The sequence below is a fragment of the Anoxybacillus sp. EFIL genome (assembly GCF_013096955.1).
GTDB classification, from domain to species: domain Bacteria; phylum Bacillota; class Bacilli; order Bacillales; family Anoxybacillaceae; genus Anoxybacillus; species Anoxybacillus ayderensis.
The window spans coordinates 91012-115606 of record NZ_SDLH01000006.1; the positions used below are offsets into that span (position 1 = coordinate 91012).

Sequence of the window (24595 nt, forward strand, 5' to 3'; positions counted from 1 at the left end):
GTCTCTAAAAAGAGGCCGCCTATTGCATGTATTCCCCTCTTTTTCTATACTTAACTACAGCACAACAACAGCGAGGGTGTGGGGAAGGTGAACGGAATACCGATACAACTAAAGCAAGTGACGGAAATTCGTGATGGCGCGCGAAAAGAAATTGTTGTCATCGAGGCAAATGGTTTATACTACTTAAAAGGAGATGCGACGTATGTGACGTTTGAAGAGACGCATGAAGGAGAAACGATTAAAAACGTCGTAAAAATCGCCAATGATGAAGTTGTCGTGCTTCGCTCTGGGGCCATTTCGATGCGCCATACGTTTCGTAAACAGTCGGAAACGATCGGCACGTACGAAAGTCCAGTGGCGCGCTGGGAAATGAAAACAAAAACAGAACAAGTATTGTATCAGTATAACGAGAAAACGAAAAAAGGGCAGTTGTTTTTTTCTTACATACTTCACTTATCAGGGAAACATGTTGGTCGTCATGCGGTGACGATTTCGTTTAAGGAGGCAAAGAAATGAATATTGTTGAACAAATGAAAAAAAAGTTAAAAGAAGAAATAAAAGAAGCGGTTATTCGTTCAGGGGTCGCGACAGAAGCGGACGTTCCAAACGTCATTTTAGAGACGCCGAAAGATAAAGCGCACGGCGACTATTCAACAAATGTCGCGATGCAATTAGCGCGCGTGGCGAAAAAGGCGCCACGTATGATTGCGGAAGACATCGTTCGTCATTTTAACGGTGAAGCGGTATTCGTTAAAAAAGTAGATATTGCTGGACCAGGATTTATTAATTTTTACATGGACAATCGTTATTTAACAGAGCTCGTTCCTGCGATTTTACAAGCAGGGGACGCATACGGTGAAACAAATGTCGGTCAAGGTCAAAAAGTGCAAGTCGAGTTTGTTTCAGCAAACCCGACAGGTAGTTTACATTTAGGACATGCCCGTGGAGCAGCGGTTGGCGATTCATTATGCAACATTTTGAAAAAAGCAGGCTTTGATGTCACGCGTGAATATTACATTAACGATGCCGGCAATCAAATTGCCAACTTAGCGAAATCGGTAGAAGCACGCTATTTTCAAGCGCTCGGAATCGAGAAAGACATGCCGGAAGATGGATATTTCGGTGAAGATATTATTGAATTAGGGAAAAAGCTAGCGGAAGAACATGGCGACAAATTTGTCGCGCTCGATGAACAAGAACGGCTTCAACAGTTCCGGGAATACGGATTAGCGTTTGAAATGGATAAAATTAAAAAAGATTTAGCGGACTTCCGCGTCACATTTGACGTTTGGTATTCGGAGACGTCGCTTTATCATAACGGAAAAATCGATAAAGCGCTTGAAACGTTACGTGAAAAAGGTCATATTTACGAACAAGATGGCGCGACATGGTTCCGCTCGACGACATTCGGCGACGACAAAGACCGCGTGCTCATTAAGCAAGATGGAACGTACACATATTTATTACCAGATATCGCATACCATCAAGATAAGCTTGAGCGCGGCTTTGAAAAAATTATTAATATTTGGGGAGCGGATCATCACGGTTACATTCCGCGCATGAAGGCGGCGATCGCTGCGCTCGGATACGATCCGGATGTATTAGAAGTTGAAATTATTCAGCTCGTTAGCTTATATCAAAACGGCGAAAAAGTGCGCATGAGCAAGCGAACAGGAAAGGCGGTGACGTTGCGCGACTTAATGGAAGAAGTCGGATTAGACGCAACACGCTATTTCTTCGCGATGCGCTCATCGGATACGCATTTAGATTTCGACATGGACCTAGCGGTGTCGCAATCGAACGAAAACCCTGTATATTATGCGCAATATGCCCATGCACGCGTATGCAGCATGCTTCGTCAAGGGGAAGAACAAGGACTATCTTATAATGGTGAACTATCTTTCACATACGAATTAGCAGAAAAAGAAATTGACTTATTGAAACAGCTAGGGGAGTTTCCTTCCGCTGTGGCAGAGGCAGCTGTGAAACGTTCACCGCATCGCATGACGAACTACATTTTTGATCTCGCATCGGCACTTCATAGTTTTTACAATGCGGAAAAAGTACTTGATGCAGCGAACGTTGAAAAAAGCCGTGCCCGCCTAGCGCTCATGAAAGCGGTGCAAGTAACGTTAAAAAATGCTTTAGCGCTCGTTGGAGTACATGCGCCAGAAAAAATGTAATACGAAAGCCCTTCTCGGCGGGGAAGGGCTTCTTATAGTAATGGAGACAACATCGTTGCAACGGCTTCTTTGAAGCGATGAAGCCATGATTGCTTACGAAAATATTCCGCTGTCAACAATGTAGATGTGTCGATATCGCGAGCGATCGTTTGTTTTACATGTTGAATAAACGGTTTGTCATATATATAACAATTCATTTCGTAATTAATAAACAAGCTGCGGCGATCGAAATTTGCGGTGCCGATATCACATATGTCATCATCAATGACGATCACTTTTGTGTGGTAAAACCCGTTATAAAACTGATAAATATGAGCGCCTGCATGAAGAAGCTGACGAAAATAAGGGAATGAAGCTTCTTTTACAAACGGATGATCCGCTTGGATCGGTGCGATAATCGTCAGTTGAACGCCGCGTTTTATCGCTTCAAAAAGAGCGTCCATGATTTTTTTACTTGGGATAAAATACGGAGTACCGATGATGATTTCTCGTTTTGCGTGTTTGATGAGTTGAATAAACTCCTCTTCCAAATACGCCCCATCTGTCGGAACAAATCGATGTTTCACCGTTCCTTTTTGGAGAGGTGGGAAATATCGTTCATCATCTCCAAACGTTTGTCCTGTCGCTTCTTTCCAATCTTCCGCGAACTGCCGTTGTAAATCAGCCACCCCTTCCCCCGTTATTTTTAAATGATAGTCGCGCCAATGGCCAAACTTTGGATCTTGACCGATATATTCTTTTCCGATGTTAAATCCGCCTAAATAGCCGATTTTTCCGTCAATGACCGTAATTTTGCGATGATTTCGCTCGTTTAGCTTATAGAAAAAAAACGGCAATGTCGGACGGTTCGCAAAGGCGAATTGCCCGCTTTTTTGTCGGAGGGAAGACGGTAGCCCGAAGCTTCCGACCCAATCGACGAGCACACGCACTTCTACCCCTTCATTTACTTTTTGTTCAAGTAAAGAAAAAAAGCGTTTTCCTATTTCATCATCGCGCACGATATAAAATAAAATGTGGATATGATGTTTTGCTCGTTCTAACTCTGCAAAGTAATCATCGAACAGCGTTTCACCCGTCGTAAATAGCGTCATATCGCTTTGTCGCTCGACGCCGATTTTTTTTCGTGCAGCATTCTTTGCAACTTTGTCTCCCCATTTATAATCAAGCAAAAGAAGAAACAATAAAATGATGACAATCACGAGCCAGCGCATGCCTTCACTCCTTTCGTTGTTGTAGTGTCCCCAAAAAGAAAATAAAAAATAAGAAAAAATATTGACTGAATGCTCATTCATTATATAATGAAAGTAAGTTTGTTCAGAAAATTTATTTTATTTTTACAACAAAGGGGGAAGGGTATCGTGCTTTGGTTGAACTGGATCGCTTTTTTACTTGTGACAGCGTACGCCGTTCATTTATTCGTGTATCTCGTCAAAACACGCATCGCCTATATTAAACTAGGGAAAAAAGTGGAGTTTGACGGAAAAGTAAAAGAGCGTTTGCAAAACATATGGGTGAACGTCTTTGGGCAAAAAAAGCTGTTAAAAGACAAAAAAAGCGGCATTATCCACGTCATGTTCTTTTACGGCTTTATTCTCGTACAGTTTGGCGCCATTGATTTCATCATTAAAGGGCTTGTCCCAGGGGCGCACTTGCCGCTCGGACCGCTATATCCAGCGTTTACGTTTTTTCAAGAAATTGTAACATTACTTATTTTAGTGGCTGTTTTATGGGCGTTTTATCGCCGTTACATCGAAAAGCTTGTTCGTTTAAAACGCGATTTTAAAGCAGGGCTTGTCCTTATTTTTATCGGTGGACTCATGCTTTCCGTGTTGTTCGGTAACGGTATGGGACGCATTTGGCATAACGAAGGAACATCATGGAGCGAACCTGTCGCTTCTGCGATTGCACTTGCGTTTAGTTGGGTAGGAGAAACAGGAGCTGCTGTATTGTTTTTTGTCGCTTGGTGGGTGCATTTGCTTATTTTATTAACGTTTTTAGTGTACGTGCCGCAATCCAAACATGCGCATTTAATCGCTGGACCAGTGAACGTCTTTTTTAGCCGATTAACGAGACCGAAGCTTGAGAAAATCAATTTTGAAGATGAAACACAAGAATCGTTTGGTGTTGGGAAAATCGAAGACTTTAAGCAAACACAACTCATCGATTTATATGCCTGTGTAGAGTGTGGACGCTGTACAAACATGTGTCCAGCAACAGGGACAGGGAAAATGCTATCCCCAATGGATCTTATTTTAAAATTGCGCGACCATTTAACAGAAAAAGGCGCAGCCATTACATCGAAGGCGCCTTGGGTGCCGACGTTTGCGTTTGCGAATACAAAAGGAAACCAGCTCGCTTTGATGGCGCAAGGGATGCAAGAACAAGCCGCAACGATCGAAATGCCGAACTTAATTGGCGATGTCATTACAGAAGAAGAAATTTGGGCATGTACGACGTGTCGCAACTGTGAAGACCAATGTCCGGTCATGAACGAACATGTTGATAAAATTATTGACTTACGTCGTTATCTCGTATTAACAGAAGGAAAATTAAATGCTGATGCACAACGGGCGATGACAAATATCGAACGTCAAGGCAATCCGTGGGGATTGAACCGAAAAGAGAAAGAAAACTGGCGCGAGTTGCGTGAAGATGTACGCATTCCGACAGTGAAAGAAATGCAAAAAGCAGGCGAAGAATTCGAATATTTATTCTGGGTCGGTTCGATGGGGTCGTTTGATAATCGAAGCCAAAAAATTGCGTTAGCTTTTGCGCGTCTATTAAATGAGGCGGGGGTAAAATTTGCGATTTTAGGAAACAAGGAGAAAAACTCTGGCGATACGCCGCGTCGTCTAGGAAACGAATTTTTATTCCAAGAACTGGCAACCGCAAACATTGCTGAATTTGAAAAAGCAGGCGTGAAAAAAATTGTGACGATCGATCCACATGCGTACAACACATTTAAAAATGAATATCCAGATTTCGGATTTGAAGCAGAAGTATATCACCATACAGAATTACTAGCAAAGCTTGTGGAAGAAGGTCGCCTCGTTCCGAAATATGAAGTCAACGAAGTCGTGACGTTCCACGATTCATGTTATTTAGGTAGATATAACGACGTATACGATGCACCGCGTCAAATTTTGAAAGCGATTCCGGGTGTGAAGCTCGTGGAGATGGCACGTCATCGTGAGACAGGCATGTGTTGCGGGGCTGGCGGCGGATTAATGTGGATGGAAGAAACGACGGGCACGCGCATTAACGTAGCGCGCACAGAACAGGCGCTAGAAGTGAATCCGACAGTCATCAGCTCTGGCTGTCCGTACTGTTTAACGATGTTATCAGATGGAACGAAAGCGAAAGAAGTAGAAGAAAAAGTCGGCACGTACGATGTGGCGGAGCTGTTGGAAAAAGCGGTATTTGGCTCTGTTCATTAAAAATTCTAAAAAAAATAAATAGTTTTATTTTTAAGATATTTTCAGTATAATGAAAGCAATAGGAAGGTGTACGATTCTCGTGCGCCTTCTTTGCCCGTCCATTGTTGAACGAGCGTTCGCTCAATATTTTTGAAAGGGCTTTCTTATGACGAAAAGGGGGAGAAACATGGGGAAAACGGTCATTGTTAGCGGGGTACGTACGCCATTTGGGAAATTTGGAGGAAGTTTAAGCGCATTGAGCGCAGCACAACTTGGAGGCATTGCGATCAAAGAAGCGTTAGTGCGCGCACATGTGAATGCAGAACATGTCGATGAAGTCGTATTTGGCACCGTATTGCAAGGTGGACAAGGGCAACTTCCATCGCGGCAAGCGGCTAGAGAAGCAGGCATTCCATGGGAGACGAAAACAGAAACAATCAATAAAGTATGCGCCTCTGGTATGCGCAGCGTCACGCTTGGCGACCAAATCATTCGCGCCGGTGATGCGGATGTCATTGTCGCTGGGGGAATGGAATCGATGAGCAATGCCCCATATATGTTGCCAAAAGCGCGTTGGGGGTTGCGCATGGGCGATTCGACAGTGAAAGATTTAATGGTGTATGACGGATTAACATGCAGCTTTACAGGCGTGCATATGGGCATTTACGGAAGCGAAACGGCAAAAGAATTAGGCATTACGCGTGAAGAACAAGACCGCTGGGCGTATCGAAGCCATCAATTAGCGATTGCGGCGATCGCGGAGGGCAAGTTTGCAGAAGAAATTGTCCCTGTTACGATTCCGCAACGAAAAGGAGAGCCGATTACAGTAGCGGTCGATGAATCACCACGTAAAGATACATCGCTTGAAAAACTAGCGAAACTTGCACCCGTGTTTGATCCAACGGGCACGATTACAGCAGGAAATGCGCCAGGTGTAAATGATGGGGCAGCCGCGCTCGTATTAATGAGCGAAGAGAGGGCGCAAAAAGAAGGTTTTACCCCACTTGCGACGATTGTCGCGCATACAGCCGTTGCGGTTGAAGCGAAAGATTTTCCGAAAACACCGGGTATCGTCATCAATGAATTGTTACGTAAAACAGGAAAAACAGTACATGATATCGACTTATTTGAAATTAACGAAGCGTTTGCCGCGGTCGCTTTAGCAAGCATGAAAATTGCCGACTTGCCGGAAGAAAAAGTGAACGTCAACGGTGGAGCCATTGCGCTCGGACATCCGATCGGGGCAAGCGGAGCGCGCATTACCATTACGCTCATTTACGAATTAAAGCGTCGCGGTGGCGGTCTTGGCATTGCAGCCATTTGTAGCGGTGGTGGTCAAGGCGATGCAGTCATGATTGAAGTTCATTAATGGGGGATGGGACGATGAAAAAAGTGATGGTTGTAGGCGCAGGCCAAATGGGATCAGGGATTGCCCAAGTGTGCGCAACGGCAGGATATGACGTCATTTTAAACGACGTCAATGAGGAACGCGTACAATGGGGGCTGAACAATATTACAAAAAGCATGAATAAATTCGTTGAAAAAGGAACATTAAGCGCACAACAACGCGATGAAGCGATCAGCCGCATTCGCACCTCGACAAATTTGCGCGATGGCAGCGATGTCGATGTCGTCATTGAAGCTGTTGTTGAAAATATGGATGTGAAAACGGCACTATTCGCACAACTAGACGAAATCACCTCTCCGCATGCCATTTTAGCAACAAATACGTCTTCACTACCGATTACAGAAATTGCCGCAGCAACGAAACGACCAGAAAAAGTCATTGGCATGCATTTTATGAATCCGGTACCGATCATGAAGCTTGTTGAAATTATTCGCGGTCTCGCAACAAGTGATGAAGTGTATGAAGCGATTGAACAAATGACAAAAACGTTAGGAAAAGTACCTGTTGAAGTGAACGACTTCCCGGGGTTTGTTTCCAATCGAGTATTAATGCCGATGATTAACGAAGCGATTTATTGTTTATACGAAGGCGTTGCGACGAAAGAAGCAATCGACGAAGTGATGAAACTCGGAATGAATCATCCGATGGGACCGCTCACTTTAGCGGATTTTATCGGGTTAGATACGTGTTTATACATTATGGAAGTGCTTCATGATGGACTTGGTGACGATAAATACCGTCCGTGTCCGCTTTTACGCAAATATGTGAAAGCGGGTTGGCTCGGACGAAAAACAGGGCGAGGATTTTACACGTACGAATAAAGGGGTTGACACCATGAATTTCCATTTTACAGAAGAACAACAAATGATGCGTCAAATGGTGCGCGAGTTTGCGGCGAATGAAATTGCACCGTTTGTCGAGCGGATGGAGCGGGGGGAGTTTCCGCGCCCCATCCTCGAAAAAATGGCTGAGCTTGGGTTAATGGGCATTACCGTTCCTGAACAATATGGCGGTGCAGGGATGGATTTTACGTCATACATTATCGCCATTCATGAAATTTCAAAAGTGAGCGCTGTCGTAGGGGTCATTTTATCTGTCCATACGTCGGTCGGCACAAATCCGATTTTATATTTTGGAACGGAAGAACAGAAGCAAAAGTACGTGCCAAAACTCGCGCGAGGAGAATATTTAGGGGCGTTTTGCTTAACAGAGCCGGGCTCGGGATCAGATGCGGCAAGCTTAAAAACGACAGCCGTGCGCGATGGCGATCATTACGTATTAAACGGCTCAAAAGTATTTATTACAAACGGTGGAGAAGCTGATACGTACATCGTGTTTGCCCGCACAAATCTAGAAGAAAAGGGAAGCAAAGGAGTTAGCGCATTTATTGTTGAAAAACAGACGCCTGGGCTTGTTATCGGAAAAGACGAGAAAAAAATGGGGCTTCACGGATCGCGCACAGTACAACTGTCGTTTGAAGATATGCGCGTGCCAGCTGAAAACTTGCTCGGTCAAGAAGGCGATGGCTTTAAAATTGCGATGGCTAATTTAGATAGTGGGCGCATCGGAATTGCAGCACAATCGCTTGGCATTGCGGAAGCCGCGCTTGAGCATGCGACGAATTATGCAAAAGAGCGCATCCAATTCGGTAAGCCGATTGCAGAACAACAAGGAATCGCCTTTAAACTAGCCGATATGGCAACGAACGTCGAAGCGGCAAAGCTGCTCGTTTACCATGCGGCGTTTTTACGCACAAACGGCATGCCATGTGGAAAAGAAGCATCGATGGCGAAGCTTTTCGCATCGAAAACAGCGATGGAAAACGCCATCGAAGCGGTACAAATTTTCGGAGGGAACGGCTACACAGAAGACTATCCGGTTGAACGGTTATTCCGCGATGCGAAAGTATGTGAAATTTACGAAGGGACGAGCGAAATTCAACGGCTCGTTATTAGTAAACATTTGTTAAAGGGGATGGGAAAATGAATTTTCAAATAAGTGAAGAACATGAAATGATACGAAAAATGGTGCGCGACTTCGCGAAAAATGAAGTGGCACCGACAGCGGCGGAACGCGATGAAGAAGAACGATTTGATCGCAGCATTTTCAACAAAATGGCGGAGCTCGGTTTAACGGGTATTCCGTGGCCAGAACAATACGGTGGCATCGGCAGCGACTATTTAGCATATGTGATCGCTGTTGAGGAGCTTTCCAAAGTGTGTGCCTCGACAGGAGTAACCCTATCCGCTCATATTTCTTTAGCGAGCTGGCCGATTTATAAATTTGGGACAGAACAACAAAAACAAACGTATTTACGGGCATTAGCGACAGGTGAAAAGCTTGGAGCATACGGTTTGTCTGAACCAGGGGCAGGTTCTGACGTTTCAGCAATGAAAACGCGTGCTGTTCGCGATGGCGACCATTACGTACTAAACGGCTCAAAAGTATGGATTACAAACGGCGGAGAAGCGGACATTTATGTCGTGTTTGCGGTCACTGATCCAGAGAAAAAGCATCGCGGCATTAGCGCATTTATTGTTGAAAAAGGAACGCCTGGGTTTTCGATCGGGAAAAAGGAGAAAAAGCTCGGCATTCGTTCATCACCGACAACGGAGCTTATTTTTGAAGATTGCCGCATTCCGAAAGAAAATTTACTTGGGGAAGAAGGGGACGGATTTAAAATTGCGATGATGACGCTCGATGGCGGACGAAATGGCATTGCGGCGCAGGCAGTTGGCATCGCGCAAGGGGCGTTAGATGCAGCGGTTGAATATGCAAAAGGGCGCGTTCAATTCGGCAAGCCAATTGCTGAACAACAAGGCATTGCTTTTAAACTAGCGGATATGGCAACGGCCATCGAAGCGGCACGTTTATTAACATATCAAGCAGCATGGCTCGAATCAAACGGCTTACCGTACGGAAAAGAATCCGCGATGGCAAAATTGTTTGCAGGGGATACAGCGATGAAAGTCACCGTTGAAGCGGTACAAATTTTCGGTGGTTACGGCTATACGAAAGATTATCCAGTAGAACGCTTTATGCGCGATGCAAAAATTACGCAAATTTATGAAGGCACGCAAGAAATTCAGCGCATCGTTATTTCAAGAATGTTAACGAAATAGGAGTGATGTAATGAAGAAGCGTGAAGTGCCCGCGTCTGTGAAAGACGAACGGCTTGTGAAAAAAAGGCGCAATCAAATGATTAAAGGGGCGATTTCGCTATTTAAACAAAAAGGGTTTCATCAAACGACGACGCGCGAAATTGCCCGCGCTTCTGGCTTTAGCATCGGAACGTTATACGAATACATTCGCAAAAAGGAAGACGTTCTTTATTTAGTATGCGACCGTATTTACGATGAAGTACGCGATCGCATGGAGCAAGCAATCGATACGACAAAAGGGGATTTAGACGGGTTAAAATTAGCGATTGATTACTATTTTCGCGTTGTTGACGAGCTGCAAGACGAAGTGCTCGTCATGTATCAAGAAGCGAAGTCGCTCGGCAAAGAATCGCTCCCGTACGTGTTAAATAAAGAATTGCAAATGGTGGCGATGTTTGAACATATTTTGCGACGCTGTGTCGATAACGGGGTATTTTCCCTTACAGAACAAGAAATTCAATTATTTGCACATAACATTTTCGTTCTCGGTCAAATGTGGGGGTTCCGTCGTTGGGCGTTGAAAAAAATGTATACGCTCGATGAATATATTGAATGGCAAACAAAGCTATTGCTTGAAGGCATTATGAAGCGGTAGCGAAAGGGGATGGGAGAAAGATGGCGCACATTTATCGTCCAAAACATCACGTTCGCTTTGTGACGGCATCGAGTTTGTTTGATGGACACGATGCGGCCATTAACATTATGCGCCGCATTTTACAAGCGAGTGGAGCGGAGGTCATTCATCTAGGCCATAATCGCTCAGTAGAAGAAATTGTGAACGCTGCGATTCAAGAAGACGTACAAGGGATCGCTGTATCTTCGTATCAAGGCGGACATATGGAATTTTTTAAATATATGTATGATTTATTGCAACAGCGAGGCGCTTCGCATATTCGCATTTACGGTGGCGGTGGCGGCGTAATTATTCCAAGGGAAATAAAAGAATTGCACGCGTATGGTATTGCTCGTATTTTTTCACCAGAAGACGGGCGGCGTTACGGGTTGCAAGGAATGATTAACATCATGATGGAAGAATGCGATTTCCCAACGGTCAGAGAAATAACAGATGAAGTCGAACGATTGGCAAACGGAGACGTTCAAGCGGTGGCGCGATTAATTACTGTGTGTGAAAACCGTGTGAATGCCCATAGCGAAGTAGCTGCGACAGCAGAAGCGGTTTTACAACGGGTCAAAGCGATGGCCAAGCGCATTCCCGTCATCGGGATTACCGGAACAGGTGGAGCCGGCAAAAGCTCGCTCACAGATGAGCTCGTCCGTCGCTTTTTAAATGAAATTCCTGAGAAAAAAGTGGCGATTTTATCGGTGGATCCGACAAAACAAAAAACGGGCGGAGCATTGCTTGGTGACCGTATTCGCATGAATGCCATTTCTTCGCCGCGCGTCTACATGCGCAGTTTAGCGACGCGCAGTTCGCGTTCAGAATTGTCGCTTGCGATTCAAGATGCCATTGAAGTCGTCAAAGCGGCAGGTTTTGATTTAGTGATCGTAGAAACGAGCGGCATCGGTCAAGGCGATGCAGCGATTAAAGATATTTGTGATATTGCGATGTATGTGATGACGAGCGAGTTCGGCGCCCCATCGCAGCTTGAGAAAATCGATATGATCGACTATGCCGATTTGATCGTCATTAATAAATTTGAACGCAAAGGTTCAGAAGATGCGAAACGCCAAGTGCAAAAACAATATCAACGAAGCCATCAATTGTTTGATCGCGATGTGAGCGAAATGCCTGTATTCGGCACGATCGCAAGCCAATTTAACGACCCAGGAACAAATACGCTCTTTGTCGCATTAATCGATTTAATTAACGAACGAATGGGAACAAATTGGACGACGACGTTGCAAAAAGTAGATCATGTCGAAAAACAAAATGTGATCATTCCGAACGAACGGCGCCATTATTTGCGCGAAATTGCTGATACGATTCGACAATATCATCAACGCGTCAATGAGCAATGTGACATCGCTCGCCGCGTATTTCAGCTTGAAGGTGCCATTGAAACGATGAACGAACGCCATGATGAACAAGCCATGGCAGCTTTACAAGAGGCTAAGCGAACATATGAAGAAAAATTAACACCAGAGTCAAGAAAGTTATTAGCTTCATGGGAAGATGTGAAAAAGAAATATAGCGCAGAACAGTTTGTCACAAAAGTGCGCGAGAAAGAAATTGTCACACCGTTAAAGACGAAAAGTTTAGCAGGTTTAAGCATTCCGAAAGTAGCGTTGCCGAAGTTTAAAGATTATGGGGAAATTTTACACTGGCTTTATAAAGAAAACGTTCCGGGGGCATTTCCATTTACGGCTGGTGTTTTCCCGTTTAAACGGCAAGAGGAAGATCCGAAGCGACAATTTGCAGGAGAAGGTACGCCGGAGCGGACGAATCGCCGCTTCCATTACTTATGCAAAGACGACCCAGCGAAACGTTTAAGTACGGCATTCGACTCCGTGACGTTATATGGAGAAGATCCGAATGAACGTCCAGACATTTTCGGAAAAATTGGCGAGAGCGGTGTAAGTGTTTGTACGTTAGATGATATGAAAAAGTTGTACAAAGGTTTTGATTTGTGCGATCCCCTCACGTCCGTATCGATGACGATTAATGGACCTGCGCCGATCATTTTAGCGATGTTTATGAATACAGCGATCGATCAACAAGTCGAAAAGAAAGAAGCAGAGCTTGGTCGAAAACTGACGCAAGAAGAATACGAACAAGTGAAAGCACAGACGTTGCAGACGGTGCGTGGAACGGTCCAAGCGGATATTTTAAAAGAAGACCAAGGGCAAAATACGTGCATTTTTTCAACCGAATTTGCTTTACGTATGATGGGGGATATTCAACAATATTTTATCGACAACCGTGTCCGTAACTATTATTCTGTTTCCATCTCAGGCTATCATATTGCGGAAGCTGGAGCGAACCCGATTACACAATTGGCATTTACGCTGGCGAACGGCTTTACGTACGTCGAATACTATTTAAGCCGAGGCATGCATATTGATGACTTTGCACCAAACTTATCGTTTTTCTTCAGCAACGGTCTTGATCCAGAATATACAGTGATCGGTCGGGTAGCACGGCGCATTTGGGCGGTTGCGATGCGGGAGAAATATGGGGCGAACGAACGAAGCCAAAAGTTGAAATATCACGTACAAACATCAGGACGTTCCCTTCACGCCCAAGAAATTGATTTTAATGACATTCGTACAACATTACAGGCGCTCATGGCGCTTCATGATAACTGCAACTCGCTTCATACGAACGCTTACGACGAGGCGATCACCACGCCGACTGAGGAGTCTGTTCGTCGTGCGATGGCGATTCAGCTCATCATTACAAAAGAACATGGGTTAACGAAAAACGAAAACCCGCTACAAGGTTCATTCATTATCGAAGAATTAACAGATTTAGTTGAAGAAGCGGTGTTGAAAGAGTTTGAGCGTCTCGATGAGCGTGGCGGTGTGCTTGGCGCGATGGAAATGCAATATCAGCGCGGCAAAATTCAAGATGAATCGATGTATTACGAAATGAAAAAACATAGCGGGGAAATGCCGATCATTGGCGTAAACACATATTTAAACCCGAATGCAGCAGTCGAAGAAGAAATCGAAAGCTTACAGCTCGCGCGCGCATCATATGAAGAAAAACAACTTCAACTCGAAAACTTACGCAAATTCCATGAAGAACATAAAGACGAAGTGGAAGAAGCGCTTGCGCGGTTAAAACATGTCGCGGTAAGCGGCGGAAACATTTTTGCTGAGCTGATGGAGACAGTCAAAGTCGCTAGCTTAGGACAAATTACAAAGGCGTTGTATGAAGTCGGTGGACAATATCGCCGCAATATGTAATGTCGGGGGATGTCCCGACATTTTTTTTGGGCAACGCTCTAGCATAAAGTAAATGAATTTGTTTATAATGAATGGTATGGATTTTTGTTGTTTTCATACGTTGGAGAAAGGGAGTGCGGAAAGTGAGTTTGGAGCAATACTCTCAAGAACAATTGCGAGAGATGTCTTTCGTCGAACTTGCGTATTTGCTATTGTGTGAGAAAAAGCAAACGGTGTCTTTTCAAGAGATGGTCGAACAGCTAGTCGCGATTAAAGGATTATCTGAAAGCGAAGTGAGCGCGCGATTGGCGCAGTTTTATACAGATTTAAACGTCGATGGACGGTTTATTTGTATCGGGGAAACAGCTTGGGGCTTGCGCGCATGGTATCCATACGATCAAACAGAAGATGAAGCGGTACCTGTCGAGCGCGTGAAGAAGAAGAAAAAAGTGGCGGATGACTTTGATGACTTTGATGACATGATCGATGAAGACGAATTAGTATATGACGATTTAGATGAAGAATTATTAGACGATGAAGAGCTGTTAGACGATGATTTTGTATTAGATGAAGATGAAGAAGTAATCGATGATTTATTAGATGAAGAACTCAATTTAGATGATGCCCCGCTTGATGAAGAGCTAGACGTCGTCGATGAAGAATTAGAGTTAGAAGAAGATGAGGAATTATAACCTTGACTTTTTACATCGATATATGTAGAATTCTGTTTGGGCTCTTTTCATAGAGATACGTTCGCTCCCTTACATATTTGTAAGCGGAGCGTTTTTATTTTTCCCCGAATTCGCACACACTGTAACTATTCCAAATGAGTTGAGGGGGAAGGTTTAATGACGAAATATATTTTTGTAACAGGTGGCGTCGTTTCATCGCTTGGGAAAGGAATTACGGCTGCTTCACTCGGTCGATTATTAAAAAATCGTGGCTTGAAAGTAACGATTCAAAAATTTGATCCGTACATTAACGTTGACCCAGGCACGATGAGTCCGTATCAACACGGAGAAGTGTTTGTCACAGATGACGGAGCGGAAACAGACTTAGATTTAGGTCATTATGAGCGCTTTATTGATATTAACTTAAACAAATATAGCAACGTGACAACAGGAAAAATTTATTCGACCGTATTGAAAAAGGAACGCCGTGGCGACTATTTAGGCGGAACGGTACAAGTTATTCCGCACATTACAAACGAAATTAAAGAACGCGTATTCAGAGCAGGACGTGAAACGAATGCCGATGTCGTCATTACTGAAATCGGTGGAACAGTTGGCGACATTGAATCTCTTCCGTTTTTGGAAGCTATTCGTCAAATCAAAAGCGACGTCGGTCGCGACAACGTGATGTATATTCATTGTACGCTCGTGCCGTACATTAAAGCAGCAGGTGAAATGAAGACGAAACCGACGCAACATAGCGTCAAAGAATTGCGCAGCTTAGGCATTCAGCCAAACGTCATCGTCGTGCGCACAGAAATGCCAATGTCTCAAGATATGAAAGATAAAATTGCTTTGTTCTGTGACATTGATCCGAAAGCGGTCATTGAAGCGCGCGATGCCGATACGTTATACGCTGTACCGCTCATGCTTCAAGAACAAAAGTTAGACCAAATTGTTTGTGAGCATTTAAAACTAAACTGCAACGAAGCGGATATGACAGAATGGATCGCACTCGTTGAAAAAGTGCGCAATTTATCAAATAAAACAACGATTGCGCTCGTCGGAAAATACGTTGAGCTTCAAGATGCGTACATTTCTGTCGTGGAAGCATTACGTCATGCAGGATATGCGTTTGATGCAGATATAGACATTCGTTGGATTAACTCTGAGCATGTCGATCGCGACAATGTGGCGCAGCTGCTTCAAGGAGTAAACGGTATTCTCGTTCCGGGCGGATTTGGCGATCGTGGAATCGAAGGAAAAATTGAGGCTATTCGCTATGCGCGTGAGCAACGCATCCCATTCCTCGGCATTTGTCTAGGTATGCAATTAGCATCTGTGGAGTTTGCTCGTCATGTCGTCGGGTTAAAAGATGCCCATTCGGCAGAAATCGATCCAAACACGCCACATCCGATTATCGACTTATTGCCAGAGCAAAAAGATATCGAAGATTTAGGCGGAACGCTTCGTCTCGGTTTATATCCGTGCAAGCTCGTTGAAGGAACGAAAGCATACGAAGCATATCAAGATGAAGTCATTTATGAGCGCCATCGCCATCGTTATGAATTTAACAATGAATATCGTACGGTGATGGAAGAAAACGGTTTTGTTTTTTCAGGGACAAGCCCAGATGGCCGTCTTGTAGAAATTATCGAATTGAAAGATCATCCGTGGTTTGTTGCGGCGCAGTTTCATCCGGAGTTTACATCTCGTCCGACGCGTCCACAGCCACTGTTCCGCGAATTTATTCGCGCATCGCTAGAAAAATAATAGAGGATGTCCGCTATGGGCATCCTCTTATTCATATTCGGCAACAATTTCTTTTGTCATCAGCACTAAACTATGATAAGCGAACAAAGCAACGACAGCGGAAGGGAAGCCGATCCGTGAGCCATCTTCTGTTGGGACGAGCGGCTGTTTCAAACATAAATCAATATGTACATCGACGTAATCAACGAGCGACGGTTTCGAACTCTCTGCGATAGATGACATACCGATCGTCCATATGTTTTGTTCGTGAAGCTGTTTTGCGATGCGAATCGCTTCTTCATCTGTGCAAAAGCGCGAAACGATGAGCACGCGGTCAGCGGTCGTTACTTCGTTCATGTTTAGAGGTTTAACGTTCGGCAATTTTTCAGCTCCGTGCAGCGCTTCAGCGACGACAGCTTCCATTTCGTCCATGCCGTAAACAAAAATGGTGCCGTCGCTAATGATCGCTTGGGCAAATAAACGGGCAGCATCTTCAAACTGCTCTTCTTCTTGCGCACTTATTCGCTGAAACACACCTGCAAGCTGCGTCGATAATATTTTTAACATAATCCATCTCCTTTTTATGCGACTTTCGCTTTTTGCTCATTATATTAAAAAATAAAAAAATGATCAAAATTAGAACATAAAGCAGGATAAATGGTAAAAATTTTGAAATAATGATACGATAATAAAAATAGGAATGTTACATATGAAAAAGAGAAAATAGAGGTGTTTATCATGGCGGGGAAGATTTTGATTGTGGACGACCAATTCGGCATTCGCATTTTATTAAACGAGGTGTTTCAAAAAGAAGGATATGAAACGTATCAAGCAGCAAACGGTGTTCAAGCGCTCGATTTGTTTGCGAAGCACTCCCCGGATTTAGTGTTGTTAGATATGAAAATTCCAGGCATGGACGGGGTAGAAATTTTAAAGAAGATGAAAGAAATGAATGAGCATGTAAAAGTCATCGTGATGACGGCTTACGGCGAACTCGATATGATTCATGAAACGAAAAAGCTCGGTGCGCTGACCCATTTTGCGAAACCTTTTGATATAGACGATATGCGTGATGCAGTGAAAAAATATATTGGTTAACCGTTGACAGCTTTTTGAACTTTTTTCACAAAGTTTCGTTCGTTTCGGTGAATAATGTTGATGTATGGAAACAAAGTTTGTTATTCTTATAATGTACATACTATTCGATATCGTCTTGTATAAATTTGTCGTATTTTGGTCATTGTACATGTGAAAGGCGCTTTCGGATAGTGAATAATGGCTACATTTAAGGAGGATTTAGCGATGCCTTTAGTTTCGATGACGGAAATGCTTAAACAAGCATTGGCAGGCAAGTATGCAGTCGGTCAATTCAATATTAACAACTTAGAATGGACACAAGCCATTTTAGCAGCAGCGGAAGAAGAAAAATCTCCTGTGATCCTTGGCGTGTCTGAAGGAGCAGCTCGCTACATGGGCGGCTTCAAAACGATTGTGAACATGGTGAAAGGATTAATGGAAGACATGAACATTACTGTTCCTGTCGCAATTCACCTTGACCACGGTTCAAGCTTTGAAAAATGTAAAGCAGCGATTGACGCTGGATTTACATCAGTCATGATCGATGCATCCCATCATCCGTTTGAAGAGAACGTTGAAATTACAACAAAAGTTGTTGAGTATGCTCATGCGCGTGGTGTATCTGTTGAAGCGGAGTTAGGAACAGTCGGCGGACAAGAAGATGACGTTGTTGCGGAAGGAATTATTTATGCAAATCCAGATGAGTGCGAAGAGCTTGTCAAGCGCACAGGCATTGACTGTTTAGCGCCAGCGCTCGGTTCTGTACACGGTCCATACAAAGGAGAGCCAAAATTAGGATTTAAAGAGATGGAAGAAATTCGCGATCGTACAGGTGTACCGCTCGTTTTACACGGCGGAACAGGCATCCCAACAGAACAAATTCAACGTGCCATCTCGCTTGGTACATCTAAAATTAACGTCAATACAGAAAACCAAATGGCGTTTACAAAAGTTGTGCGCGAAGTGTTAGCGAAAGATGAAAAAGTGTACGATCCGCGCAAATTCCTCGGCCCTGGTCGCGATGCGATTAAAGAAACAGTCATCGGCAAAATGCGCGAATTCGGTTCTTCCGGCAAAGCGTTGTAATACAAGCCGCACCGTTTCAGCCTTGCTGAAGCGGGCGGTTTTGTTTCATTCCATTTTTGAAAGCGTTTAGGAGGTTGAAAATTATGAAATTTTTTATTGACACGGCAAATATTGATGAAATTCGCCACGCCCATGAACTAGGCATTTTAGCGGGGGTAACAACAAACCCAAGCCTCGTCGCAAAAGAAAACGTATCGTTCCACGATCGTCTTCGTGAAATTACTTCTCTCGTTTCCGGTTCCGTTAGTGCGGAGGTAATCGCAACCGATGCAGAAGGAATGATTGCAGAAGGGGAAGAATTAGCAAAAATCGCACCAAACATTACAATTAAAGTGCCGATGACGCCAGAAGGGTTAAAGGCGGTAAAAGTATTTAGTGAAAAAGGAATTAAAACAAACGTCACACTTATTTTTAGCGCGAATCAGGCATTGCTAGCGGCGCGTGCTGGTGCGACATACGTATCGCCGTTTTTAGGTCGTTTAGATGATATCGGCCATAACGGCTTAGAGTTAATTGAAACGATTGCGAACATTTTTGCCATTCACGACATTGATACAGAAATTATCGCCGCATCTATTCGTCACCCACAACATGTGACAGAGGCAGCATTAAAAGGTGCACACATTGCGACAGTGCCTTACAATGTGCTTATGCAACTATTTAAACATCCGCTTACAGATCAAGGCATCGAAAAGTTTTTAGCAGACTGGAATAAAGCAAACCAAAAATAATGATTTAGCAGTTTTCCGTCGCGTTCTAGGACTTGCTTTGCGAGAAGGGAGACACATATGGAAAAGTTAAAAATTGTTGGCGGTGACCTCCTTCAAGGCTCCGTGCGCATTAGTGGAGCGAAAAATAGCGCCGTCGCGCTCATTCCAGCCGCTATTTTAGCAAACTCACCTGTAGTCATTGAAGGGTTGCCGAACATTTCAGACGTTCATGTGTTAGGACAATTAATTGAAGAAATTGGCGGTACATTTCATTTTGACGAAAACGAAGTCGTCATTGACCCGTCGCATATCGTTTCCATGCCTTTGCCGAACGGAAAAGTGAAAAAATTGCGCGCGTCATATTACTTGATGGGCGCGATGCTCGGACGTTTTAAAAAAGCGGTCATCGGTCTTCCGGGCGGCTGCCATTTAGGGCCGCGGCCGATCGATCAGCATATTAAAGGGTTTGAGGCGCTTGGAGCGAAAGTGACTAACGAGCAAGGAGCGATTTATTTACGGGCGGAAGAGCTTCGTGGAGCGCGCATTTATTTGGACGTTGTCAGCGTTGGGGCGACGATCAACATTATGTTAGCTGCCGTCCTAGCAAAAGGGAGAACAATTATTGAAAACGCGGCAAAAGAGCCGGAAATTATTGACGTTGCGACGTTGTTGACGAACATGGGCGCGCGTATTAAAGGGGCAGGAACGGATGTCATTCGCATTGACGGTGTAGAACAGTTGCACGGTTGCCGCCATTCCATTATTCCGGATCGCATTGAAGCGGGAACGTATATGATTATCGGTGCAGCCATGGGGAAAGAAATGATTATTGACAACGTCATTCCGCAGCATTTAGAAGCAGTCATTGCAAAAATGCGAGAAATGGGTGTCGTTGTTGAAACGAGTGATGACCAAATTTTTATTGCGACGAAAGACCATCTTCGTGCCGTCGATATTAAAACGCTCGTTTACCCCGGCTTTCCGACCGATTTACAACAGCCATTCACTTCACTATTAACGAAAGCGTCTGGGACGAGCATTGTGACAGATACGATTTATAGCGCCCGATTTAAACATATTGATGAATTGCGGCGCATGAACGCCAATGTGAAAGTCGAAGGACGTTCAGCCATTATTACGGGTCCATCACGACTACAAGGGGCGAAAGTGCGTGCAACCGATTTGCGTGCAGGTGCCGCGCTTGTCGTCGCTGGATTAATGGCCGAAGGGGTTACAGAAATTACAGGATTAGAACATATTGATCGCGGCTACAGCAACTTAGTTGACAAACTTGTCAACCTTGGCGCTACCGTTTGGCGCGAACAAATGACAGAACAAGAAATCGAGCAACTGAAGAACACATAATGCACCAAAGGGGAGAGGGAGAAACGATGGAAAGAAGTTTATCAATGGAGCTTGTCCGCGTCACAGAAGCGGCTGCATTAGCTGCAGCCCGCTGGATGGGGCGCGGGAAAAAAGACGAAGCAGACGAAGCGGCCACGTCTGCGATGCGCGACGTATTTGATACGATTCCGATGAAAGGAACGGTCGTCATCGGTGAAGGGGAAATGGACGAAGCACCGATGCTATATATTGGGGAAAAGCTCGGCAACGGGTACGGTCCGCGCGTTGATGTGGCGGTTGATCCGCTTGAAGGAACGAACATTGTCGCTTCTGGTGGATGGAACGCGTTAGCGGTCGTCGCTGTGGCGGATCACGGCAATTTGCTTCATGCGCCAGATATGTACATGGACAAAATTGCGGTTGGGCCAGAAGCGGTCGGCATGATCGACATTAACGCTCCAATTATCGATAATTTAAAAGCTGTTGCCAAAGCGAAAAATAAAGATATTGAAGACGTTGTGGCGATCATTTTAAATCGTCCGCGCCATGAGCGCATCATTGCGGAGTTGCGTGAAGCAGGAGCGCGCATTAAGCTCATTAATGACGGCGATGTTGCCGCAGCGATTAATACAGCGTTTGACCATACAGGGGTAGACATTTTATTTGGGTCAGGAGGCGCTCCAGAAGGGGTGTTAGCCGCTGTGGCGCTCAAATGTCTCGGCGGGGAAATACAAGGGAAGCTATTGCCGCAAAACGATGCGGAACTCGAGCGATGCAAAAAAATGGGGTTAGATGTAAACCGTGTATTGCGTATGGAAGATCTCGTAAAAGGGGACGACGCCATTTTTGCCGCAACGGGTGTAACGGACGGAGAATTGTTGCGCGGTGTGCAATTTAAAGGGACATACGGCGAGACGCATTCCGTTGTCATGCGCGCGAAATCAGGTACCGTTCGTTTCATTGAAGGTCGCCATAGCTTAAGGAAAAAGCCGAACCTCGTCATCAAATAATCGCGAGATGCGCGAACTTTTCGCGCTCTCGCTCTTTTTCTATTGATTGACAACATAAAAAAAGGGTAAAATAATCATGTTACGTTTCTTCTCGTAATCATCTTTTCATCTTCGCTGTTTCCATCCAAAAGAGCAATTCATGAAAATTAAATAAAAGAGTGGTGTAAGTATGGAGTTAGGAGATTTAACGATTGCAACGCTAGAAAATATGACGATTAAAGAGCTATATGAATTAGCTCGCCAATACAAAGTTTCGTATTACAGTAAACTGACAAAGAAAGAATTGATTTTTGCCATTTTAAAAGCGCGCGCTGAACAAGACGGCCTCTTTTTCATGGAAGGCGTGCTTGAAATTATTCAATCAGAAGGATTCGGTTTTTTACGTCCAATTAACTATTCCCCTAGTTCGGAAGATATTTATATTTCCGCATCGCAAATTCGCCGCTTTGATTTGCGCAACGGTGATAAAGTATCAGGAAAAGTGCGCCCGCCAAAAGAAAATGAACGGTATTTCGGCTTACTGCACGTCGAGGCAGTAAACGGTGAAGACCCAGAAATTGCGAAAGAACGCGTTCACTTCCCGGTGCTGACACCGCTTTATCCGAACCGACAAATGAAACTAGAAACAACACCGGACAAGCTATCTACTCGCCTCATTGATTTGATTGCTCCGATCGGATTCGGTCAGCGCGGTTTAATTGTTGCGCCTCCGAAAGCGGGAAAAACGATGTTGTTAAAAGAAATTGCCAACAGCATTACAACGAACCATCCAGATGTTGAACTTATCGTTTTGCTTATTGATGAGCGCCCAGAAGAAGTGACGGATATTGAACGTTCTGTATCGGCAGATGTCGTCAGCTCGACGTTTGATGAAGTGCCGGAAAACCATATTAAAGTGGCAGAGCTTGTGCTCGAACGTGCGATGCGTCTCGTTGAACATAAGCGTGATGTCGTCATTTTAATGGATAGTATTACACGTTTAGCGCGCGCATACAACTTAGTCATTCCGCCAAGCGGACGTACGTTATCGGGAGGAATTGACCCGGCCGCATTCCACCGTCCGAAACGGTTTTTTGGAGCGGCGCGAAACATCGAAGAAGGGGGCAGCTTAACGATTTTAGCTACCGCTCTTGTCGATACAGGTTCGCGCATGGACGATGTCATTTATGAAGAATTTAAAGGAACAGGAAATATGGAGCTTCATCTCGATCGTTCATTAGCGGAAAAACGAATTTTCCCTGCTATCGACATTCGTCGTTCTGGCACGCGAAAAGAAGAGTTATTAATTCCAAAAGAACATTTAGAAAAATTGTGGGCCATTCGTAAAACGATGTCAGATACCCCAGACTTTATTGAGCGATTTATTCATCGATTAAAGCAAACGAAAACGAACGAAGAATTTTTTGCGATGTTAGATGAAGAGTGGAAAACAGCCGGAAATTTAAAACGGTTATAAATGGATAGTTGCAAAACAGTGATACGATTGTTATAATTTTATCATGTGTGTTTTTCATTGCATATAAACTCTGTTTCGAAAAGATTCAGGGCGGAAGGAGATGAAATAAGATGAAAGCAGGAATCCATCCAAACTATAAAAAAGTGATGGTTAAATGCGCGTGTGGAAACGAGTTTGAGAGCGGTTCTGTGAAAGACGAAGTGCGCGTAGAAATTTGCTCAGCGTGCCACCCATTCTACACAGGACGTCAAAAATTCGCTTCTGCTGCAGGACGTGTTGATAAATTTAACAAAAAATACGGCCTTAAGTAATCCGTATGTCATGAAAACAGGCAAGCGAACTTTTTTCACTTGCCTGTTTTTTTCGTGAAAGTTTGAAAGAAAGGGGTCGCCCTGATGTATGTTATGAAGCAATCCGGCTGGCTAGAAGTCATTTGCGGAAGCATGTTTTCCGGAAAATCGGAAGAACTGATCCGCCGCGTACGACGCGCGCAGTTTGCGAAACAAGAAGTGAAAGTGTTTAAGCCAGCGATCGATAATCGATATAGCGAAGAAGCAGTCGTTTCTCATAATGGAACATCTGTTATTGCTATTCCTGTGTCATGTGCATCAGACATTCGAAAGCACTTGACAACGCATACAGACGTTGTCGCGATTGATGAAGTGCAATTTTTTGACGAACATGTCGTTGATGTTGTTCAACGGCTCGCCGATGAAGGATATCGCGTCATCGTAGCAGGTTTAGATCAAGATTTTCGCGGCGAACCGTTCGGCCCTGTTCCAACGCTGATGGCGATTGCTGAATCGGTGACAAAGCTACAGGCGGTTTGCACCGTTTGCGGTTCCCCTGCATCGCGCACACAGCGGCTCATTAATGGGCGTCCAGCATCTTACCACGATCCCGTCATTTTAATCGGAGCAAGCGAATCGTACGAACCACGATGCCGCCATCATCATGAAGTGCCTGATCATCCGGCGAAAATACAACAATTACAAATGAAAGAGCTCTCATGAAAAAAACGAGGGCTCTTTTTATTTGTATGAACTAGAAAAAGTTATTTGTTGAAAATGAATATTATTTTCATTTATAATAACATATATTCAAAACAGAGGAGGAATAGGAAATGTTTGTTCAAATGAAGACGATTATTGTAGCAGAAGGACATGGTGAGAAGATTGTCGAGCGATTTGCAGGCAAAGGTTTAATAGAACAACAATCGGGCTTTATCGATTTAAGTGTTCTTAAGAAAAAAAAGAGAAGAGGGGATGAAGAGTTTCTTATTATGATTCGCTGGGAATCCGAGGAAGATTGGAAAGCGTGGGAAACGAGCGAAGCGCATCTAGCTGGTCATAAAGCTGAACGTGGGAAGCCCTCCCCTTCCTACATCATTGAAGGAAAACAAGATGTATATCACGTCCTCACGACAAAAAGTTGTGCTCAGTGAAGTAGTGTTTTTAGACGTGCAAAAAGCG

The 24595-nt window shown here is 44.3% G+C and carries 22 protein-coding genes; 20 read left to right on the forward strand and 2 right to left on the reverse strand.

The genetic code is table 11. The features are described from left to right. Positions 1–78: 78 nt before the first annotated feature. Positions 79–516, forward strand: coding sequence for a YwiB family protein (locus ES017_RS10495; RefSeq protein ID WP_042894363.1), 438 nt, complete (start codon positions 79–81; stop codon positions 514–516). Further along, complete coding sequence (gene argS / locus ES017_RS10500) at positions 513–2183, forward strand: arginine--tRNA ligase (RefSeq protein WP_021094343.1); 1671 nt, start codon at positions 513–515, stop codon at positions 2181–2183. The genes ES017_RS10495 and argS overlap by 4 nt, the downstream gene beginning before the upstream one ends. Before the next feature lie 32 nt (positions 2184–2215). Here argS and cls read toward each other — a convergent pair whose 3' ends face one another. After that, the gene (gene cls, locus ES017_RS10505; protein WP_021094342.1) at positions 2216–3394 is read right to left on the reverse strand and encodes a cardiolipin synthase; all 1179 of its coding nucleotides are present in this window, start codon (positions 3392–3394) and stop codon (positions 2216–2218) included. An 87-nt stretch (positions 3395–3481) separates the two neighbouring features. Between cls and ES017_RS10510 the strand changes: the two genes are divergently transcribed. From ES017_RS10510 to ES017_RS10550, 9 genes are all read left to right on the forward strand, one after another. Further along, on the forward strand, positions 3482–5620 hold the full coding sequence (locus tag ES017_RS10510; protein ID WP_171335068.1) for a (Fe-S)-binding protein: 2139 nt from the start codon (positions 3482–3484) through the stop codon (positions 5618–5620). Between the two features lie 166 nt (positions 5621–5786). Next, entirely contained in the window at positions 5787–6968 is a 1182-nt protein-coding gene (locus ES017_RS10515) for an acetyl-CoA C-acetyltransferase (protein ID WP_171335050.1), read from the forward strand. Positions 6969–6982: 14 nt separating this feature from the next. Beyond that, on the forward strand, positions 6983–7828 hold the full coding sequence (locus ES017_RS10520; protein WP_483296346.1) for a 3-hydroxybutyryl-CoA dehydrogenase: 846 nt from the start codon (positions 6983–6985) through the stop codon (positions 7826–7828). Between the two features lie 13 nt (positions 7829–7841). Next, positions 7842–8993, forward strand: a complete 1152-nt coding sequence (locus ES017_RS10525; protein WP_171335052.1) for an acyl-CoA dehydrogenase — start codon at positions 7842–7844, stop codon at positions 8991–8993. Beyond that, positions 8990–10129, forward strand: a complete 1140-nt coding sequence (locus tag ES017_RS10530) for an acyl-CoA dehydrogenase (protein ID WP_019418647.1) — start codon at positions 8990–8992, stop codon at positions 10127–10129. The genes ES017_RS10525 and ES017_RS10530 overlap by 4 nt, the downstream gene beginning before the upstream one ends. A 10-nt stretch (positions 10130–10139) precedes the next feature. After that, positions 10140–10763 carry a TetR/AcrR family transcriptional regulator gene (locus ES017_RS10535; protein WP_009360987.1) on the forward strand — a complete coding sequence of 208 codons (624 nt, stop codon included), beginning with the start codon at positions 10140–10142 and terminating at the stop codon, positions 10761–10763. A 20-nt stretch (positions 10764–10783) separates the two neighbouring features. Continuing rightward, positions 10784–14038 (forward strand): fused isobutyryl-CoA mutase/GTPase IcmF, encoded by a 3255-nt coding sequence (icmF, locus tag ES017_RS10540; protein ID WP_171335053.1) that lies wholly within the window; start codon positions 10784–10786, stop codon positions 14036–14038. A gap of 122 nt (positions 14039–14160) precedes the next feature. Continuing rightward, a complete protein-coding gene (gene rpoE, locus ES017_RS10545) occupies positions 14161–14709 on the forward strand; it encodes a DNA-directed RNA polymerase subunit delta (RefSeq protein ID WP_171335054.1) in 549 nt (182 codons plus the stop codon). Between the two features lie 156 nt (positions 14710–14865). Then, positions 14866–16461, forward strand: coding sequence for a CTP synthase (locus ES017_RS10550; protein ID WP_019418644.1), 1596 nt, complete (start codon positions 14866–14868; stop codon positions 16459–16461). Between the two features lie 27 nt (positions 16462–16488). Here the strand turns inward: ES017_RS10550 and ES017_RS10555 are convergent, their stop codons facing one another. Beyond that, positions 16489–17007 carry a DUF2529 domain-containing protein gene (locus tag ES017_RS10555; RefSeq protein WP_009360983.1) on the reverse strand — a complete coding sequence of 173 codons (519 nt, stop codon included), beginning with the start codon at positions 17005–17007 and terminating at the stop codon, positions 16489–16491. A gap of 171 nt (positions 17008–17178) precedes the next feature. On the opposite strand from ES017_RS10555, the gene ES017_RS10560 reads away from it, so the two are divergent. The 9 genes from ES017_RS10560 (at position 17179) to ES017_RS10600 (ending at position 24567) form a co-directional block, all read left to right on the forward strand. Further along, positions 17179–17538 carry a response regulator gene (locus ES017_RS10560; RefSeq protein WP_009360982.1) on the forward strand — a complete coding sequence of 120 codons (360 nt, stop codon included), beginning with the start codon at positions 17179–17181 and terminating at the stop codon, positions 17536–17538. Between the two features lie 204 nt (positions 17539–17742). Continuing rightward, entirely contained in the window at positions 17743–18603 is an 861-nt protein-coding gene (locus tag ES017_RS10565) for a class II fructose-bisphosphate aldolase (protein ID WP_021094333.1), read from the forward strand. 83 nt (positions 18604–18686) lie between these two features. After that, complete coding sequence (gene fsa, locus ES017_RS10570; RefSeq protein ID WP_009360980.1) at positions 18687–19334, forward strand: fructose-6-phosphate aldolase; 648 nt, start codon at positions 18687–18689, stop codon at positions 19332–19334. Between the two features lie 57 nt (positions 19335–19391). After that, positions 19392–20678, forward strand: a complete 1287-nt coding sequence (locus ES017_RS10575) for a UDP-N-acetylglucosamine 1-carboxyvinyltransferase (protein ID WP_009360979.1) — start codon at positions 19392–19394, stop codon at positions 20676–20678. A gap of 26 nt (positions 20679–20704) precedes the next feature. Further along, entirely contained in the window at positions 20705–21667 is a 963-nt protein-coding gene (gene glpX, locus ES017_RS10580; protein WP_009360978.1) for a class II fructose-bisphosphatase, read from the forward strand. Positions 21668–21836: 169 nt separating this feature from the next. Beyond that, positions 21837–23123 carry a transcription termination factor Rho gene (rho, locus tag ES017_RS10585; RefSeq protein WP_021094332.1) on the forward strand — a complete coding sequence of 429 codons (1287 nt, stop codon included), beginning with the start codon at positions 21837–21839 and terminating at the stop codon, positions 23121–23123. A gap of 110 nt (positions 23124–23233) precedes the next feature. Continuing rightward, a complete protein-coding gene (gene rpmE / locus ES017_RS10590; RefSeq protein WP_003397039.1) occupies positions 23234–23434 on the forward strand; it encodes a 50S ribosomal protein L31 in 201 nt (66 codons plus the stop codon). Positions 23435–23518: 84 nt separating this feature from the next. After that, positions 23519–24136, forward strand: coding sequence for a thymidine kinase (locus tag ES017_RS10595; protein ID WP_042534961.1), 618 nt, complete (start codon positions 23519–23521; stop codon positions 24134–24136). 110 nt (positions 24137–24246) lie between these two features. Further along, positions 24247–24567, forward strand: coding sequence for an antibiotic biosynthesis monooxygenase family protein (locus tag ES017_RS10600; RefSeq protein WP_042534963.1), 321 nt, complete (start codon positions 24247–24249; stop codon positions 24565–24567). Positions 24568–24595: the final 28 nt, after the last annotated feature.